This window comes from Klebsiella sp. GFKo11 (genome assembly GCF_056490265.1).
The window spans coordinates 886,408-903,222 of record NZ_CM151369.1; the positions used below are offsets into that span (position 1 = coordinate 886,408).

16 protein-coding genes and 1 tRNA gene are annotated in these 16,815 nt (G+C 50.8%); 7 read left to right on the forward strand and 10 right to left on the reverse strand.

The window, feature by feature from the left end; all coding sequences use genetic code 11:
* The first annotated feature begins 252 nt into the window (after positions 1–252).
* Positions 253–1,641, forward strand: a complete 1,389-nt coding sequence (locus tag AC07P6_RS04265) for an SLC13 family permease (protein ID WP_478315716.1) — start codon at positions 253–255, stop codon at positions 1,639–1,641.
* 170 nt (positions 1,642–1,811) lie between these two features.
* Here the strand turns inward: AC07P6_RS04265 and AC07P6_RS04270 are convergent, their stop codons facing one another.
* Positions 1,812–1,979 carry a DUF4223 family protein gene (locus AC07P6_RS04270; protein ID WP_478315717.1) on the reverse strand — a complete coding sequence of 56 codons (168 nt, stop codon included), beginning with the start codon at positions 1,977–1,979 and terminating at the stop codon, positions 1,812–1,814.
* 585 nt (positions 1,980–2,564) lie between these two features.
* On the opposite strand from AC07P6_RS04270, the gene AC07P6_RS04275 reads away from it, so the two are divergent.
* Positions 2,565–2,834 carry a SymE family type I addiction module toxin gene (locus AC07P6_RS04275; protein WP_478315718.1) on the forward strand — a complete coding sequence of 90 codons (270 nt, stop codon included), beginning with the start codon at positions 2,565–2,567 and terminating at the stop codon, positions 2,832–2,834.
* A 15-nt stretch (positions 2,835–2,849) separates the two neighbouring features.
* Here AC07P6_RS04275 and AC07P6_RS04280 read toward each other — a convergent pair whose 3' ends face one another.
* The 3 genes from AC07P6_RS04280 to AC07P6_RS04290 form a co-directional block, all read right to left on the reverse strand.
* The gene (locus AC07P6_RS04280; RefSeq protein WP_478315719.1) at positions 2,850–3,257 is read right to left on the reverse strand and encodes a DUF1090 domain-containing protein; all 408 of its coding nucleotides are present in this window, start codon (positions 3,255–3,257) and stop codon (positions 2,850–2,852) included.
* Positions 3,258–4,101: 844 nt separating this feature from the next.
* Positions 4,102–4,177 (reverse strand) — tRNA-Phe (locus AC07P6_RS04285).
* Positions 4,178–4,282: 105 nt separating this feature from the next.
* The gene (locus AC07P6_RS04290; RefSeq protein ID WP_181484874.1) at positions 4,283–4,999 is read right to left on the reverse strand and encodes a DUF554 domain-containing protein; all 717 of its coding nucleotides are present in this window, start codon (positions 4,997–4,999) and stop codon (positions 4,283–4,285) included.
* A 432-nt stretch (positions 5,000–5,431) separates the two neighbouring features.
* On the opposite strand from AC07P6_RS04290, the gene AC07P6_RS04295 reads away from it, so the two are divergent.
* Entirely contained in the window at positions 5,432–7,570 is a 2,139-nt protein-coding gene (locus tag AC07P6_RS04295; RefSeq protein WP_478315720.1) for an ornithine decarboxylase, read from the forward strand.
* 111 nt (positions 7,571–7,681) lie between these two features.
* Here the strand turns inward: AC07P6_RS04295 and AC07P6_RS04300 are convergent, their stop codons facing one another.
* The 4 genes from AC07P6_RS04300 to mutY all read right to left on the reverse strand — a co-directional run bounded on the left by AC07P6_RS04300 (position 7,682) and on the right by mutY (position 11,623).
* Positions 7,682–8,935, reverse strand: a complete 1,254-nt coding sequence (locus AC07P6_RS04300) for a nucleoside permease (protein ID WP_181484876.1) — start codon at positions 8,933–8,935, stop codon at positions 7,682–7,684.
* Positions 8,936–9,127: 192 nt separating this feature from the next.
* Positions 9,128–10,213, reverse strand: a complete 1,086-nt coding sequence (gene mltC / locus AC07P6_RS04305) for a membrane-bound lytic murein transglycosylase MltC (protein WP_167492723.1) — start codon at positions 10,211–10,213, stop codon at positions 9,128–9,130.
* 48 nt (positions 10,214–10,261) lie between these two features.
* On the reverse strand, positions 10,262–10,537 hold the full coding sequence (locus tag AC07P6_RS04310; protein WP_182234923.1) for an oxidative damage protection protein: 276 nt from the start codon (positions 10,535–10,537) through the stop codon (positions 10,262–10,264).
* A 27-nt stretch (positions 10,538–10,564) separates the two neighbouring features.
* The gene (gene mutY / locus AC07P6_RS04315; RefSeq protein WP_478315721.1) at positions 10,565–11,623 is read right to left on the reverse strand and encodes an A/G-specific adenine glycosylase; all 1,059 of its coding nucleotides are present in this window, start codon (positions 11,621–11,623) and stop codon (positions 10,565–10,567) included.
* Between the two features lie 136 nt (positions 11,624–11,759).
* On the opposite strand from mutY, the gene trmB reads away from it, so the two are divergent.
* The 4 genes from trmB to AC07P6_RS04335 all read left to right on the forward strand — a co-directional run bounded on the left by trmB (position 11,760) and on the right by AC07P6_RS04335 (position 14,886).
* Complete coding sequence (trmB, locus tag AC07P6_RS04320; protein WP_110273072.1) at positions 11,760–12,479, forward strand: tRNA (guanosine(46)-N7)-methyltransferase TrmB; 720 nt, start codon at positions 11,760–11,762, stop codon at positions 12,477–12,479.
* Positions 12,479–12,805, forward strand: coding sequence for a YggL family protein (locus AC07P6_RS04325; protein ID WP_110273073.1), 327 nt, complete (start codon positions 12,479–12,481; stop codon positions 12,803–12,805). Before trmB ends, AC07P6_RS04325 begins: the two co-directional genes overlap by 1 nt.
* Positions 12,806–12,855: 50 nt before the next feature.
* A complete protein-coding gene (locus AC07P6_RS04330; RefSeq protein ID WP_478315722.1) occupies positions 12,856–13,575 on the forward strand; it encodes a YggN family protein in 720 nt (239 codons plus the stop codon).
* Positions 13,576–13,881: 306 nt separating this feature from the next.
* Positions 13,882–14,886 carry a DUF1202 family protein gene (locus AC07P6_RS04335; protein WP_434661520.1) on the forward strand — a complete coding sequence of 335 codons (1,005 nt, stop codon included), beginning with the start codon at positions 13,882–13,884 and terminating at the stop codon, positions 14,884–14,886.
* An 82-nt stretch (positions 14,887–14,968) separates the two neighbouring features.
* On the opposite strand, the gene AC07P6_RS04340 is transcribed toward AC07P6_RS04335, so the two are convergent.
* Positions 14,969–16,270: a TRAP transporter large permease gene (locus AC07P6_RS04340; RefSeq protein WP_182234921.1), complete on the reverse strand. Its 1,302-nt coding sequence runs from the start codon at positions 16,268–16,270 to the stop codon at positions 14,969–14,971.
* Positions 16,270–16,773, reverse strand: a complete 504-nt coding sequence (locus AC07P6_RS04345) for a TRAP transporter small permease (protein WP_110273076.1) — start codon at positions 16,771–16,773, stop codon at positions 16,270–16,272. The genes AC07P6_RS04340 and AC07P6_RS04345 overlap by 1 nt, the downstream gene beginning before the upstream one ends.
* Positions 16,774–16,815 lie beyond the last annotated feature (42 nt).

Here is a 16,815-nt window from a genome sequence, read left to right on the forward strand (position 1 = left end):
TCAAACCCGAATATATTGGATTGATATCTGTCGACAGCAATTCAGGTAAGAAAAATTGCACAGTAAAGTATGCTCACTTGCTTCAATAAATAGCCTGTATCAGGAAACTATATTCCAGAAATATTATCCCGGAAAAGCGACGTAGGAGAAAGTAGCCTGGAACGATTCAGTTAACAAAATAAGAACATAATTCATACCCGAAGGATATATACATGTAATGATTCAATAGTAACCAGTTACAAGGAAGCTAATATGAATAAAAACGACATGAGTCCTTTACCCACCAATACCCATGAGTGGTTTTTTAACCGTAACAGCATCATCATCTTGCTCGATATTATTCTGTTTATCGTTCTCTACAACACGCTACCCTATGAGCCGAAAGTGGTCATGGGGCTGAGTATGCTCGCTTTTATCGCCGTGTTATGGCTGACAGAAGCGCTACACGTTACCGTTACGGCGGTGATAGTTCCAGTCATGGCAGTGTTGCTTGGGGTATTCAATACTCAGGCAGCGCTAAATAGTTTTGCAAACTCAACGATATTCCTTTTCCTCGGTGGCTTTGCTCTGGCTGCAGCGATGCATGTGCAGGGGCTGGATAAAGTCATTGCCGATAAGGTATTAGCTATGGCGCGGGGTAAAATGAGCCTCGCTGTCTTTATGCTGTTTGGCGTGACGGCCTTACTGTCAATGTGGATCAGTAATACCGCGACGGCGGCAATGATGATGCCGTTAGTATTGGGTATATTGAGCAAAGTAAATGGCAAAAGCAGCCATTCGACCTATGTGTTTGTGCTCCTCGGTATTGCATACAGCGCAAGTATTGGGGGGATGGCGACCATCGTCGGCAGTCCGCCAAACGCGATAGCTGCAGCGGAGGTTGGACTCTCCTTCTTTGATTGGATGAAGTTCGGTTTCCCGGCAATGATCATATTACTTCCTGTCGCTATTGCGATTCTTTACCTCGTGTTCAGGCCCGAACTTAAGGGAACCTTCGAAACGAATACTGAACAGGTCGATTGGGATAAAGGCAAAATAGTCACATTGGCTATTTTTGGGCTTACGGTATTCTTTTGGATATTCAGTGGGCCAATTAACGATCTGCTGGGCGGTTTTAAATCTTTTGATACCATCGTTGCTTTAAGCGCCATAATATTAGTGAATTTCGCAAGGGTGGTTCACTGGAAGGATATAGAAAAAACAGCTGATTGGGGCGTGCTGTTATTATTCGGCGGTGGTATCTGCTTAAGTAATGTGTTGAAAGAGACGGGTACCAGCCTGTTTCTGGCAAACCAGATTAGCGGGATGGTTGCTCATATGGGGATATTTATCATCGTCCTGGTGATTGCAACATTCGTGGTATTTTTAACAGAGTTTGCCAGTAATACGGCCAGCGCCGCTTTGCTCATTCCTGTGTTTGCCTCAGTTGCCGAAGCTTTCGGTATGTCTCCTGTCATTCTGTCGGTATTGATTGCCATTGCGGCCTCATGCGCTTTTATGTTGCCCGTAGCGACACCACCAAACGCTATCGTTTTTGCGACCGGCCATATCAAACAGCAGGAGATGATGCGCGCCGGTCTGTTTTTGAATATCGCTTGTATTATCGTTCTGACTGGATTTAGCATGTTATTTTGGGTGTAATTTAAAGCCAGCACAGCGGTTATTGTTGACCGCTGTGTTTTTAATCTCATCTCTGACGTTCGGGAAGTTAATGTTGTTATGGGGAAAACTCAGGGAGGGAAAATCTTAAAAACGAATTTTATTATGCCAATAAATATGGAGCCGGTTTAATACCAGCTCCATGTTTAAGCTTATTTGCTAGCTTCTCCGCAACCACCGATGATTTTTGAAATCGATACGGCTGGATGTAATAAATAATCATAGTCACAGTTTTTTTCTTTGTTATAAACACTGCCGGTACAACCTGAAACAGCAGAGATAACGAAAACAACAGCGATGATTTTTAATGAATTAAACATAATAGCTCCTTGGTGAAAATTAAATAGGGTTAACCCTGGGTGTAAATGGCGGCATGGATGCCGCTAACTGAAAAAAAATTATTCAAGTAAAGGTGATGTTTCAGACCATATTTAATGGTTTATTGCTACTGTCAATCAGCCTATGGCAGCGTCAATCACCAGTCTCGATAAATGAACTACAAGAGTGATATCAGTAAATGTCAGTTGCCGATAAATGAAATACTATAACCATCATCCGTGAAGTAAAAGATCCCTATGCGCCAATTGTTGTATCGATGCCTAATGTGTTTTAAATAATATCTTCACATGAAATGAAAGATCAAATTACTGCTTGGCTAAGAGAAAGATATGATTTTTTATTTTTAGATTGGTTTTTTTATCTTTAAATTATTTTAATTTGGATTAAAATTCTGTTTTTTGTGTTTTGAATCCATCCAGTTATCAAAAATCCCTCATAAAAATCATGAAGCTTAAAATTTTATTTTTTACTTATATTCAGGATGGAAAGTCTGATTATGTTACGGGTGGCTTTTTTTGATGTTATAGAGTACGAAACGAAAAAACCTTTAGAAATTCGATTTCTCTTTGACCCGAAAAACCACGAAGACCCAGCGGCGATACATCGTCGACTATCTCCCTAACTGGGGCGATACCAGCACGCTATCACTGAGTCTCAGCGGCAAATGGCTCAAAGAAGCCGGGTTTGATGCCGGGCGCGGCGTAACTGTCAGCATTATGGACAGGCTCAATGGGGCTGATGACTTCTTATTAACAGGCAATGACACAATTTTAGTTACAGTCTTGTCTCATCAGCTCCGGAGACTGAACGATGGCTGGCTTAACCATGCTGGTTAAGCCGTTCTCTTTTCTTTAATGCGTGTTTATTGATTGAATAAGCCCAGACCGGGCTTCCCTCAACTCATCTTTTGCCTCTTGTAGCTTCCTTTCTTTTTTTCTGATCTTATCCGGTTTGCCGGATGCTTGAGCACGACGAAGTTCTGCCATTCTCTCACTGACTTTTTCTTCTTTCTCCGCTACTTTTTCCTGCCATCCGGAAGTGATTTTATTATCTGTACAGTAGAGTCGAGTTTTTTTTAGCGCTCTCTCCAGTCCCTCGACTCTATGTATATTTCCGTACGTTCTGGCATATTCTAGCTGTTTTGGGATTCGGTACTCTTTTTCTGCGCAGCCATGTAGAGTATTAGATGCAGTGGCTATGCCTGAAAACATAGCGTTGAGTAAGAAAAAACAGGCTAATGGTTTTATTATATACTTCACGATAAATCCTTCATCGATAGGGTAAAAATAATATCTGATTTGTAAATATATAACTTAAAATGATGTCATGAGTGTGAAAGATATTCAACGTCCATGTGATTAAGAATGTTCCTAAATGGTTTTTTTATGTTATTTATTTTTTTTAGGTGTGATTTTTTTTATAATATCCGGCTTTTCAGCTTTATAAGTGTGCAGTTAGATAATCTCTGTTTATACCTGTAATACTTCAAGCTGCATCTTTGTTGGCTGCTTGCGCTTACCCCGGTTACGTACTGTTTGTACGTTCCCAGGGATGCACTTAGTTGCCATCGCGATGCAATCAGAATTATTTAGGGTATATGTCGCCCGTATCTTGCAAGTGCATGCTTTATTTTCATCTATATTGAACTTAATGGTTTGTATTGATTAGTATCATATAAATTAAAATATGAAAGTTGAGCGATTTATAATGACTTATTCTTGATACGGGGCAGTAAGGGGATTTTTGTTAGTGATAAAACGGATTGTACCCGTTTTATCGCTCTTTACGAACTGATTACAGATTGCTGGCAGCATATTATTCTGGTCTGTGAATCCTGGCTTCGGTCTCTAATATAATGGCATCTATTTCAGCCATAAGTCGTTCGTGAGCCACATCTGGGGGACATCCCCCGAAAGCAAAAATGGGGGTCTTTAAAATAGTGGTACCCAGACTCGGACTACTGCCGGAGGCGTTGAACAGCGCGTTTACCGTGCTGGCCCCGAAGGGGTAAGCCGCTGTGTGGCAAATAATCGAATGTAGTTAGATGAAGAGTCTGTTTTTCCAAAAGCAAAAACCCAGCCATAGGCTGGGTTCTTTAAATAGTGGTGCCCGGACTCGGAATCGAACCAAGGACACGGGGATTTTCAATCCCCTGCTCTACCGACTGAGCTATCCGGGCAACGGGGCGCATTAAACCTGATTCGCCGCACCTCGTCAACGAAATTTATCTGTTTCGCAGCAGACTGAACAATCTATCACCACATTGAATTAAAAGCACGCATCTTCAGGCGAAAAACGTCACCCAGGCTACGGAAATCGGCATTGCCAGCACCAGTGCGGGCAACATGTTCACCACGGCGAACATTTTAATTCCGCAGATACGTAGACCGGTCGCGACCAGCAGCATTCCTCCTACGGCGCTGAAATCCGCCATCATCATCGGTGTGGTCAGCGGCATAATCAGCGATGCGCCAGCCACCAGGGCGAGCTGAATTGCCAGCATCGGCACGCAAATGGCCGAAACGGCCAGCCCCAGGGTGCAGGCAAAAATGGTGGCAGTAAAGAAGTCGAGAAACGCTTTGGCGATAAGAATGCTGTTGTCGCCGGTCATCCCTTCGCGCATTGCGCCGAAAATCCCGGTTCCGCTGGCGCAGAACAGCACGATAATCGCGACGTAGCTTTGAATATAGGACTCGTGCGCTGAGGCCTTTTTCTGTCCTTTTTTTGGGGAGAGTAGCTGCTGGAGCTTACTGACCAGCATATTGATACCCTTTTCCATATTGCACACTTCGCCGAGCAGCGCGCCCACCAGCGTTGAAAGCACCATCACCGGCAGGTTGGCGCATTTGATTACCAGCAAAATGCCGATGCCCAAAGATGCGAGACCAAAAATAGAGGTCATCGATGTACGGATCCGTTCCGGTAATCGCTGACTTAAGAGTGAGCCAAGCACGCCGCCCAAAAGGACCGCGCTGGCGTTAATAAATGGCCCTGTAACCAAAGCAAAACTCCTGTTAATTATCCCTAATGACTGCATTATTATGACGTGAAACTGGCTAAAAGGCTTGTGTATCCGTGAGGTGACTGCATACGTATTTCATCTTGCGCACCCTATATAAAGGTGACATGATTGCGCGAATTTTCTCCTCTTCAGACATGAGGCTGCCGGGATGACAACATTGCCACGACATCACCGTTGCGTACAGATGCGCAGACAGCCTCGTCTTGCTACCCTTACTCTGCACCCTCTACCCACCATGCGGTGAGCGTAACGTATGCTCACTGCAGGACAACAGTAAGAGCGGACGCGGTCTGCTTTTACTGATGTCTGGCGGTCGGAGCTGGGATCCAGTCAGACCCTGACAGTTCGTTGGTCAGAGCGTACATGCCCTGGCTGAAGCCTTTTACTCTCCGGAAACGGGTATTCGCGCTCATGAAATCAATGCACATTGTCGCCAGCCACGAGCTGGTATCCCGCCTGTCAACCCACCGTCGCGTGGTGACCCTCGACAGTACTGATTTTACCGATGTGGCGGCAGTCGTCATTACCGCAGCGGACAGCCGCAGCGGCATCCTTTCGTTGTTGAAACGCACGGGCTTTAACCTGCCGGTCTTTCTTTTCAGTGAAGTTGACCATGAAAAACCGCAAGGCGTGATGGCGATTGTTAGCGGTAAAGAGCAGGAGTGGCTGGAGCTGGAAGCCGCCGCCTGCGGTTATGAAGAAAACCTGCTGCCGCCGTTCTTCGATACCTTGACCCAGTACGTGGAGATGGATAACAGCACCTTTGCCTGTCCCGGCCATCAACACGGTGCGTTCTTTAAGAAGCATCCGGCAGGACGGCAGTTTTTCGACTTCTTTGGCGAGAACGTCTTTCGCGCCGACATGTGCAACGCCGACGTTAAGCTCGGCGATCTGCTGATTCATGAAGGTTCGGCCAAACACGCGCAGAAGTTCGCCGCGAAGGTCTTTAACGCTGATAAAACCTATTTTGTCCTTAACGGCACCTCGGCGGCGAATAAGGTGGTGACCAATGCGCTGCTGACCCGTGGCGATCTGGTGTTGTTCGACCGTAACAACCATAAATCAAACCATCACGGCGCGCTGATTCAGGCGGGGGCGACGCCGGTTTATCTTGAGGCATCGCGCAATCCGTTTGGTTTTATTGGCGGGATTGATGAGCACTGCTTTGATGATGGTTACCTGCGCGAGCTTATCCGCGAAGTGGCTCCGCATAAGGCGGATGCCGCGCGTCCGTTCCGTCTGGCGATTATCCAGTTGGGCACCTACGACGGCACCATCTACAACGCTCGTCAGGTGGTGGATAAAATCGGCCATCTGTGCGACTACATCCTGTTTGACTCCGCATGGGTCGGCTACGAACAGTTTATCGACATGATGGCCGACACCTCGCCGCTGCTGCTGGATCTTAACGAAAACGATCCGGGCATTTTTGTCACCCAGTCGGTGCATAAACAGCAGGCCGGGTTCTCGCAAACCTCGCAGATCCACAAAAAAGACAACCATATTCGCGGCCAGGCCCGTTTTTGCCCGCATAAACGATTGAACAACGCCTTTATGCTGCATGCTTCAACCAGCCCGTTTTACCCGCTTTTCGCGGCGCTGGATATCAACGCCAAAATCCACGAAGGGGAGAGCGGACGCCGCCTGTGGGCCGAATGCGTGGCGCTGGGCATCGACGCGCGCAAGGCGATTATCGCCAACTGCAAAATGATCCAGCCGTTTATTCCGCCGGTGGTGGCAGGGCGTCCGTGGCAGGATTATCCAACTGAAGCCATCGCCAGCGAGCGCCGTTTCTTCAGCTTTGAGCCGGGAGCGCGCTGGCACGGCTTTGAAGGCTACGCCAGCGATCAGTATTTCGTTGACCCCTGCAAGCTGCTGCTGACCACGCCAGGCATTGATGCTGAAAGCGGCGAATATACCGATTTCGGCATTCCGGCAACTATCCTGGCGCATTATCTGCGTGAGAACGGTATTGTGCCCGAGAAGTGCGACCTGAACTCAATTCTGTTCCTGCTGACGCCCGCCGAAAGCGCGGAGAAGCTGGCGCAGCTGGTGGCGATGCTGGCGCAATTTGAACAGCATATCGAATCCGATACGCCGTTGGCCGACGTGCTGCCGACCATCTTTAACAAGTACCCGGTGCGCTATCGGGATTATACCCTCCGTGAGCTGTGTCAGGAGATGCATGACCTGTACGTTAGCTTTGACGTGAAGGATCTGCAAAAAGAGATGTTCCGCAAGCGGAGCTTCCCGCGCGTGGTGATGAACCCGCAGGATGCCAACCGCGAGTTTATCCGCGGTAACGTTGAACTGGTGCGCTTAAGCGAAGCCGAAGGGCGGGTGGCCGCGGAAGGTGCGCTGCCGTATCCACCGGGCGTGCTGTGCGTGGTGCCTGGCGAAATCTGGGGCGGCGCGGTGTTGCGTTATTTCCTGGCGCTGGAAGAGGGCGTCAATATGCTGCCTGGCTTCTCACCGGAGCTGCAGGGGGTTTATAGCGAAACGGACCCTGATGGTATTAAGCGGTTGTACGGATATGTGCTGAACGCATAAACCGGGACCAGGCATTGTGCGCGTATTTTTGCCGGATGGCGGCTGGCGCCTTATCCGGCCTACAAATTCTGTAGGCCCGGTAAGGCGCCAGCCGTCACCGGGCAATGACTATCAGGCGTTCTGCTGTGCGGCAGCAGGCTGTCTGACGTGTTTGTACTTAAACAGCGCAACGAACGCGAAGGCCAGCACCAGCGAGTAGCCAGCGAAAATTAGCCATACGCTCTGCCAGTCGGTAATCCCTTCGATGGTGAAGTGCTCCACCACTTTGCCGCTCACCATCCCGCCAAGAATGCAGCCAAAACCGTTGGTCATCATCAGGAACATCCCCTGAGCGCTGGCGCGGATTTCCGGGCGAACCTCTTTTTCCACAAATACCGAACCAGAGATGTTGAAGAAGTCGAAGGCGCAACCGTAAACGATCATCGACAGTACCAGCAGCACGGTGCCGAACGGGGTCGGGTCGCCGTAGGCGAACAGGCCGAAGCGCAGCATCCACGCCACGATACTGATAAGCATCACGTTCTTGATGCCATAGCGGCTGAGGAAGAACGGAATAGTCAGGATAAACAGAGTTTCCGAGATCTGTGAAATCGACATCATTACCGAGGCGTGCTGCACGATAAAGCTGCTGGCGAACAGCGGATCCTTATCAAAGCTATGCAGGAAGGTATTGCCGAACATATTGGTAATTTGCAGCTCGGCACCCAGCATCATTGAGAAAATGAAGAAGATTGCCATACGCTTGTTTTTAAACAGCGCGAAGGCATCGAGGCCCAGCATTGAGGTCCAGCTCTGATTCTTCTGCTGATTAGCCACCGGAATATGCGGCAGGGTGAAGGTGAACAGCACCAGCACGACGGAGAGCGCCGCGCCGATATACAGCTGCATATGGCTCAGTTCGAAGCCAGAGAAGCTAACGCCCCACATCGCAAAGATAAAACCGATGGTGCCCCAGATACGAATCGGCGGGAAATCGGTCACGATATCCATGTCCGCAGACTGCAGGCGGTAGTACGAAATGGTGTTAATCAGGCCCAACGTCGGCATATAGGCCAGTGAGTTGAGCAGGATGACCAGGAACATTTCGCCCGGCGTGGTGACCTGAGCGGCAAGCCACAGCGTCAGCGCGCCGACCAGATGGCAAATGGCATAAACCCATTTGGCGCTGATCCATTTATCGGCAACGATACCGAGCAGCGTCGGCATAAACACCGCCGCAATACCGAGCGAACTATAAACCGCGCCAATGGCCGCACCGTCGAACTTGAGGGTGACGAACATATATGAGCCGAGCGTGGTCAGCCAGCTTCCCCAGAGACAGAACTGCAGGAACGACAGTATTTTGAGCTGCAGCTTAAGATTCATGTGTTGATCCTCACGGATATAGAATTTTTATGTGTTTTAAATAACATTTATGGCGTTATTTTGGTTGGATTCTATCATTTATGCGATGGATGCTTTTGTTAACTGCCGCAGAAAATCGCAAAAGAGTTGCGCAGCAATATTGGGTATAGCAGAAGAGAAACGCCCTTGAAGAAACAAGGGCGTTGGTGAGGATTACTTGCGGCGGTAGCCTTTTTGCGCGGTGTTAACTTTGTACAGATAACGGCGCGACTCGGCGGATGGATGACGACTGGTGATGGTCTGATAGACATCGCCCGGCGTCATGTTGTTGATGATATTTGCAGCCTGAATTTTATCGCTGGAGAACACCCGCAGGACGCTGCCCGCACCACCGTTATAGGCGGTAATCACCGCATAGCGACGTGATGTTGGGTTCTGGATGCCCGACAGATAGACGTTGTTCAGCATCGCCAGGTAGGCGGTGCCGGTATCGATATTATTCGCCGGTTCGAACAGATAGCTACGGCTTGGCAGGCCAGATTTCCCCTGCGAACGAAATACGTCTTTCCCGGCGCTGTGCTGCACCACCTGCATCAGCCCCAGGGCGTCGGCGTGGCTGACCGCATAGGGGTTGAAGGAGGACTCGGTTTGCATAATCGCCAGAATCAGCGACTCATCAACGCCATACTTGCGTGATGCCTGGCGCACCATGCCAATGTATTTATGCGCGCGCTTGTCGAGGTGGTTCGGCACAAGGTTAATGGTGATGCTGTAGATCATCCGCGGGCCGTTGCTGCGGCTTTTCATGCGCGTTTGCAGCAGGTAGTCGGCGAAGCGCGCGGCGCGCCACTCCCAGCGAATAGATTCACCGGTATTATCGACGACCTGGCCGTACAGGAACGGCTCTTTCGAAATCTGGATGTCATCGACGTCGGAATAGAGATCGATGGAGTTAGGGTCGTCGCCCATCAGCAGGGTTTTAATAATAGCCTGGCGCAAGCGCCCGGCAGGGTCGGTCCCGGCAATAGTCTCGACAGTAATCGTACCTTCATCAAAGTTGATGTGGCTGCGGGTCTGATACTGATCGGTATATTTAACGTAGTCTTTCGGCCCGGCGAGCAGGACTTCGTTATAACCCCAAATGTTCTCTATATTATGGGCGAACTGGCCCATCAGAATGTCAAAGCCGTTAGTGTCCTTCACCCACGCCTCGTTATACTCGGCGCCTTTTTTGGTAGAGCTGGAACACGAAACGAGCAAAGGCGCAATCAGCGCTAGCGCTAAGTATTTTTTCATCATTCCGGGAGTGCGTGTTGTGTTTGTTGTGGTAAAGGGCCCGTCAGGCCCTTACTGTTTTTCTGGCGGCGTATAGCCTTCGATATGGACGTCTTTGCCTTCAAACAGGAACTGGACCATCTCCTGCTCCAGCAGTTTGCGGTGCTCTGGGTTCATCATGCTGAGTTTTTTCTCGTTGATTAGCATCGTCTGTTTATGCTGCCACTGGGCCCAGGCGTCTTTGGAAATTTCGTTATAGATACGTTTGCCCAGCTCGCCAGGATACAGCTGGAAATCCTGGCCATCTGCTTCACGCTGCAGGAAAGTACAAAAAATCGTTCTGCTCATTCTTAATCCTCTTTAATCGCCTGAAAGTTAAACCGGTGCTCCGGCCTTCAGCTGTTGCAACAAGCGCTCCACGGGGGCCGCCAGGCCAACGGACGGCGGCTGCGCTAAGTTATACCAGAGTGCGCCGCCTTCATCCATGCATGCGCCGGATGAGTGCACTGTAAGCCACATCGGCACAATATCCAGATGGAAATGGCTGAAAGTGTGGCGGAACGCGGTTAATTGCGTCAGATTATCTGCCTTAATCTGGCGCTGCGCCAGCCACTCACGTAGCGCAGTTTCATTCTCAAACTGTGGGAAGCAGAACAATCCTCCCCACAGACCCACCGGCGGACGCTGGGAAAGAAACACCTCGTCGCCATGCTGCATCAGCAGGAAGTAGCCGGTTCGCTCGGGGATCGTCTGCTTCGGTTTTTTGCCCGGATATTGAGTCCATGAATGATTGGCGTAAGCCACGCAGCCGTTATTCAACGGACAAAGCTCGCATTTTGGCTTTGAGCGCGTACACACTATCGCCCCGAGGTCCATCATCGCCTGATTGAAACGCTCCACACCTTTTGCTGGCGTGACGTCCTCGCTGATATCCCACAGGCGTTTCTCAACCTCTTTTTTCCCCGGCCAACCGCTGACAGCATAGCAGCGCGCGAGTACGCGTTTTACGTTGCCGTCGAGAATCGGATAATGCTGACTGAGAGAAAGGGACAAAATCGCCCCCGCCGTGGAGCGACCCACGCCCGGCAGTGCGGTAACCTCATCAAAGGTTTGCGGGAATTTGCCGCCATGCAGGGAGGCGACCTGCTGCGCTGCTTTATGTAAATTGCGCGCGCGGGCGTAATAACCCAGTCCGGTCCACAGGTGCAGCACTTCATCAAGAGGGGCGTTCGCCAGGTCGGTAACCGTTGGGAAGCGCGCCATAAAACGTTCAAAATAGGGGATGACCGTCGCCACTTGCGTTTGTTGCAACATCACTTCGGAGAGCCATACTTTGTAGGGCGTCTTAGCGATTTGCCAGGGCAGGGTTTTACGTCCGTATTTGTCGTACCAGTCCAGTACCTGGGCTGAAAATTGCGCGGCGAGAAAAGTCAAAGCGACGGCTCCGGGATAGTTATTATAAGGTGGCAGATTGCAGCACAAGGGCGAGAGGCTGTAAACCCTTGCATCCGCCGGGTAACTTTGGATAATGCCCGTTTTCCGAACACTCTCACAAGCAGACTTAACTTTTATGAAAAACGACGTCATATCTCCGGAATTCGATGAAAACGGTCGCCCGCTGCGCCGTATTCGTAGCTTCGTCCGTCGTCAGGGCCGCCTGACTAAAGGGCAGCAGCACGCGCTGGATAATATTTGGCCGGTGATGGGCGTTGAGTTCAACGATGCGCCGCTTGATTTCGCCGCGCTGTTTGGCCGTGAAGCACCGGTCACGCTGGAGATCGGTTTTGGTATGGGCGCTTCGCTGGTGGCGATGGCGAAAGAGAAACCGGAGCAGAATTTCCTCGGCATTGAAGTGCACTCTCCCGGCGTCGGCGCTTGCCTGGCTTCTGCTGAAGAAGAGGGGGTGCAAAATCTGCGCGTGATGTGTCACGATGCGGTCGAAGTGCTGCACACCATGATCCCGGATAACTCCCTTAATATGGTGCAGCTATTTTTCCCTGACCCATGGCATAAAGCACGGCATAATAAACGCCGTATCGTTCAGGCCCCTTTTGCCGAGCTAGTGAAAAGCAAGCTGAAGCTGGGCGGCGTCTTCCATATGGCGACCGACTGGGAGCAATATGCGGAGCATATGCTGGAAGTAATGTCTTCCCTTGAAGGGTATCGCAACCGCTCTGAGAGCAACGACTATGTACCGCGCCCGGAATCGCGCCCGGTAACCAAATTTGAACAGCGTGGTCATCGTCTTGGCCACGGCGTATGGGACTTAATGTTCGAGAGGGTGAAATAATGGCAACGAATCGTAGCCGTCGTCTGCGTAAAAAAATGCATATCGACGAATTTCAGGAAGTCGGTTTTTCCGTCGCGTGGCGTTTTGCGGAAGGAACCAGCGAAGAGCAGATTGACCAGACCGTCAACGATCTGATTAATGAAGTGATTGAGCCGAATAAGCTGGCGTTTGACGGCAGTGGTTATCTCTCCTGGGAAGGCCTGATCTGCTTGCAGGAAATCGGCAAATGCACCGAGGAGCACCAGGCCATCGTGCGTAAATGGCTGGAAGAGCGTGGGCTTACCGATGTGCGCACCAGCGAACTTTTTGATATCTGGTGGGACTAAGTTTGACAAGGGTCGGCAACTGCCGGCCCGTTTTGTCTTAAGGGAGTTAAATGATGCGCAAAACGCTGTTAGCAGTGGCGCTTTCCGTCACCGCTTTGTCTGCACATGCAGATTACCAGTGTAGCGTCACGCCGCGTGACGATGTCATCCTCAGCCCGCAGCAGGTGCAGGTGAAGGGCGAAAACGGCGATCTGGTGATTCAGCCCGATGGCAGCCTGACTTACAACGGAAAAGCGTATTCCCTGAGCGCCGCACAGCGCGAGCAGGCCCAGGATTACCAGGCCGGTCTGCGCAGCAGCCTGCCATGGATTGATGAAGGCGCACGTACGCGGGTAGAAAAAGGCCGCGCCGCGCTGGATAAAATTATTACTGAACAGGTGGGTGCCAGCAGCAGCATGCATAGCCGCCTGACTAAGCTTGATGCACAACTGAAAACGCAGATGGCCCGCATTATCGAGCATCGCAGCGATGGGTTGACGTTCCATTATAAAGCCATCGATCAGGTGCGCGCCGACGGCCAGCAGTTGGTAAACCAGGCGATGGGCGGCATCCTGCAGGACAGCATCAATGAGATGGGGGCGAAAGCGGTCCTCAAAGGTGGCGGTAACCCGCTGGAAGGGATCCTCGGCAGCCTCGGTGGCCTGCAAACGGCCATTCAGAATGAATGGAAAAATCAGGAAGCAGACTTCCAGAAGTTTGGTAAAGATGTCTGTAGCCGCGTGGTTTCCCTTGAGGATAGCCGCAAAGCGTTGGTGGGTTCGTTAAAATAAGTTTTATACCCGTCATACTTCAAGTTGCTTGTGCGTTGGCCACGCTCGTTCACCCCAGTCACTTACTCCTGTAAGCTCCTGGGGATTAATGAGAGGCTCCTGCCTCTCACCGGAGGCCAGCCTTCGGCTGGTCAAATTCGTTCCCGACGAATTTGTCTCTCGCTTGCCGCCTTCCTGCAACTCGAATTATTTAGGGTATATTCCGCTACCTGCGCCCGCAGGTAGCAAAATCAGATTCTGTTTATCCTTCCTGCTGTCGGCAACTCCTTATGATGCATCCTGTGCCCATAAAAAAGGAATTTGCTGATGAAACATGCCTGGAAAACGATCGCCCTCTTGCTTATTGCTTCCCCTTTTCACGTGCTGGCCGATGCTAATACGCCAACGGATGAGGTGGTTAAACAACAGTTTGCCAAACAATCAGGTGGAATCATGCGCCTGACAAGCGTGACTCTGAAGCAGCTTGACGCTGTGGGCAATCAGGCGACGTATATGCTGGAAGGGGATATGGCCGCCACGGACGATCTCTATATTCGGGTTGGCATTGCCGGGGATTACTTTTTTTATGAAAGAGCCTGGGCCAAAGGGCGTCCGGTAAAGTTTTCCGCCATGATGACCGCCGTAGGAACGAAAGATTCCGGTTGGAAAACCGAATTCTTCTCGATGCAGATGGCGGCGAAAAATGGCGGAAGGCCATTCCGGGAGACAGAAGATCTGAGCAAATCGTTGATCGTCAATGACAGCAGCTTTATGGCGCAATTTGCAAAAATTGACGCCAGCTTCGCCGCAAGCAAAGTCACGATGCAGAAATTGCAAAAGCAACAAGACGCGCTGAAAACCGAGATGACGGCGTTAGATGAGCGAATTAACCATTCCTGGGGAACGGATGCCAATGGCAAGCCGCTTGACCGCAGCGCCGTACAGCAGGCGATGCTGGAAAAAATGTACGTGGTCGACCGGCAGAACGATCCGCTTAAGTTCGAGAATAACTACTACAAAACCGTATATGAGCCCGCGCTTGCAGCCTGTCAGAAAAAAGCGGTTTGCGACGCTGCACCACTGCGCGCCGAGCGCGATGCTGTGCTCAATGAGCAGAAGGCGAGTTATTATCGCCAGCACAAAGAGATGAGTGAAAATATTAAAACCGAGATGGCTGCGCGGGACAAAAAGGTTGAGCCTTTGCAGAAGAAAAAAGGAGAACTCAACGTTCAGTCAATGGACCTGAGGACTCGCTACCGGGAACTGGAGCGCGACTATAAATTCTGGCAAGAGGGGCTTGAGAGAATGCGTCGTGAAGGGGTTATCAATTAGCAAAGTAAAAGCCCCCTTCAGAAGCCGCCGATATTTAAAGCCGATTTGTCATCAGGGAGGCGAACCTCCCTTTAACAGTATGTTACATCAGCCCCAGCATCTGCGGAACAAACAGCGAGATCTGCGGGATATAGACAATCATCATCAGTGCGATCAGCAGTGCGGCATAGAACGGCAGCAGCGGTTTGATTAGCTGCTGAATCTTAACGCCGGAGATGGAGCAACCGACGAACAGCGCGCTGCCCACAGGCGGCGTCAACAGCCCGATACACAGGTTGGCGACCATCATGATACCGAAGTGCACCGGATCCATACCCAAGTCCTCGGCGATCGGCAGGAAGATAGGGGTGAAGATCAGCACCGCAGGGGTCATATCCATAAAGATCCCGACGATCAGCAGCACGATATTAATCAGCAGCAGAATCACTACCGGGTTCTCGGAAATCCCCATCAGCGTATCGCTAATCATGTAAGGAATATCGGCGTTGGTCATCGCCCACGACATGCCAACAGAGAAGCCAATCAACAACAGCACGATAGAGGTCATCACCACCGATTCAAGAATTAGCTTCGGCAGCTCCCGCCATTTCACTTCGCGATAAATCAGCACTGAGAGAATAAAGGTGTAGACCACGGCAATAGCAGAGGCTTCGGTGGCGGTGAAGATGCCGCCGAGGATCCCGCCCATGACGATGATGACCAGCAGCAGGCTGGGCAGCGCGTCGAAAAAGGCTTTTGCCGCCTGAGCGCAGGTCGGACGTTCAGAAACCGGGTAGCCGCGTCGTTTAGCGATGATGGCGCAGACTATCATGATGGATAGGCCCATCAGGATACCCGGCAGATAGCCGGCCATAAACAGTGATGCTACCGAGACGCCGCCTGCGGTTAAAGAAAAGACAATCAGCACGTTTGATGGCGGAATTAACAGGCCCGTGATACAGGAGGAGACGTTAACCGCCGTGGAGAACGCCGGATCGTAGCCTTTCTGCGTCTGGATAGGGTGTAAGGTTCCGCCTACCGCCGCGGCAGCGGCGACCGCGGAACCAGAAATGGAACCGAACATCATGTTCGCCAGCACGTTAACGTGGCCCATCGAGCCCGGTACCCGGCCGACCATGACCTGCGCCAGGTTTATTAAGCGTATGGCAATCCCGCCGCTGTTCATCAGCGTACCGGCAAAAATAAAGAACGGAATAGCCAACAGGGCGAAGTTATCCAGGCCGTTCGCCAGGCGCTGAGAAACGGTAATCACTGCGATATCCCAGGGGAACATCAGCAGCATCGAACCCACGGTAGCGATACCAATGGAAAAAGAGATCGGTACGCCAATAAAAACCAGAATAAAGAAAGAGCCGAATAGCGTCAGTGCAATATAGCCTTCCATTAGTTTGCTCCTGCTTCAGAGTGCTTCATATTTTTCAAACCGTTGCTGATAAAGCACAGCGCGTAAAACATCATAATGACGCCGGTAAGCGGCAGGATGAGGTACACATAACCCATTGGGATCTGCATCGCTGCGGAAACCTGAGCGGTCGACAGCGTTTTTTCAATCAGCTTCACGCCGCCGGTAACAATGACTGAGCCAGCAAAAATAAAGATCAGCAGGTTAATGATGACGCTGAGAAGCGCCTGTTTGTTTGGTTTCAGCGTCATTGCGAGTAAATCGATAGCCAGATGACGTTGAGCGCCGACCGTGTAAGCCGCACCCAACAGGCCAACCCAGATCATTAAAAAGCGCGCCAGTTCGTCGGTCAGAGTACTTGGCTGGTTTAACACGTAGCGGCTGAACACCTGCCAGACGACGCAGACAACCAGCGCCACCATTACGGCGACGGAGAATGCGGCGATCACGCGATCCACCGCCAGTTTTATGCGGTTAAGTATCATCATTAATTTCCTGGTAAAAACGGGCCAGAAGCTGGCCCGCTA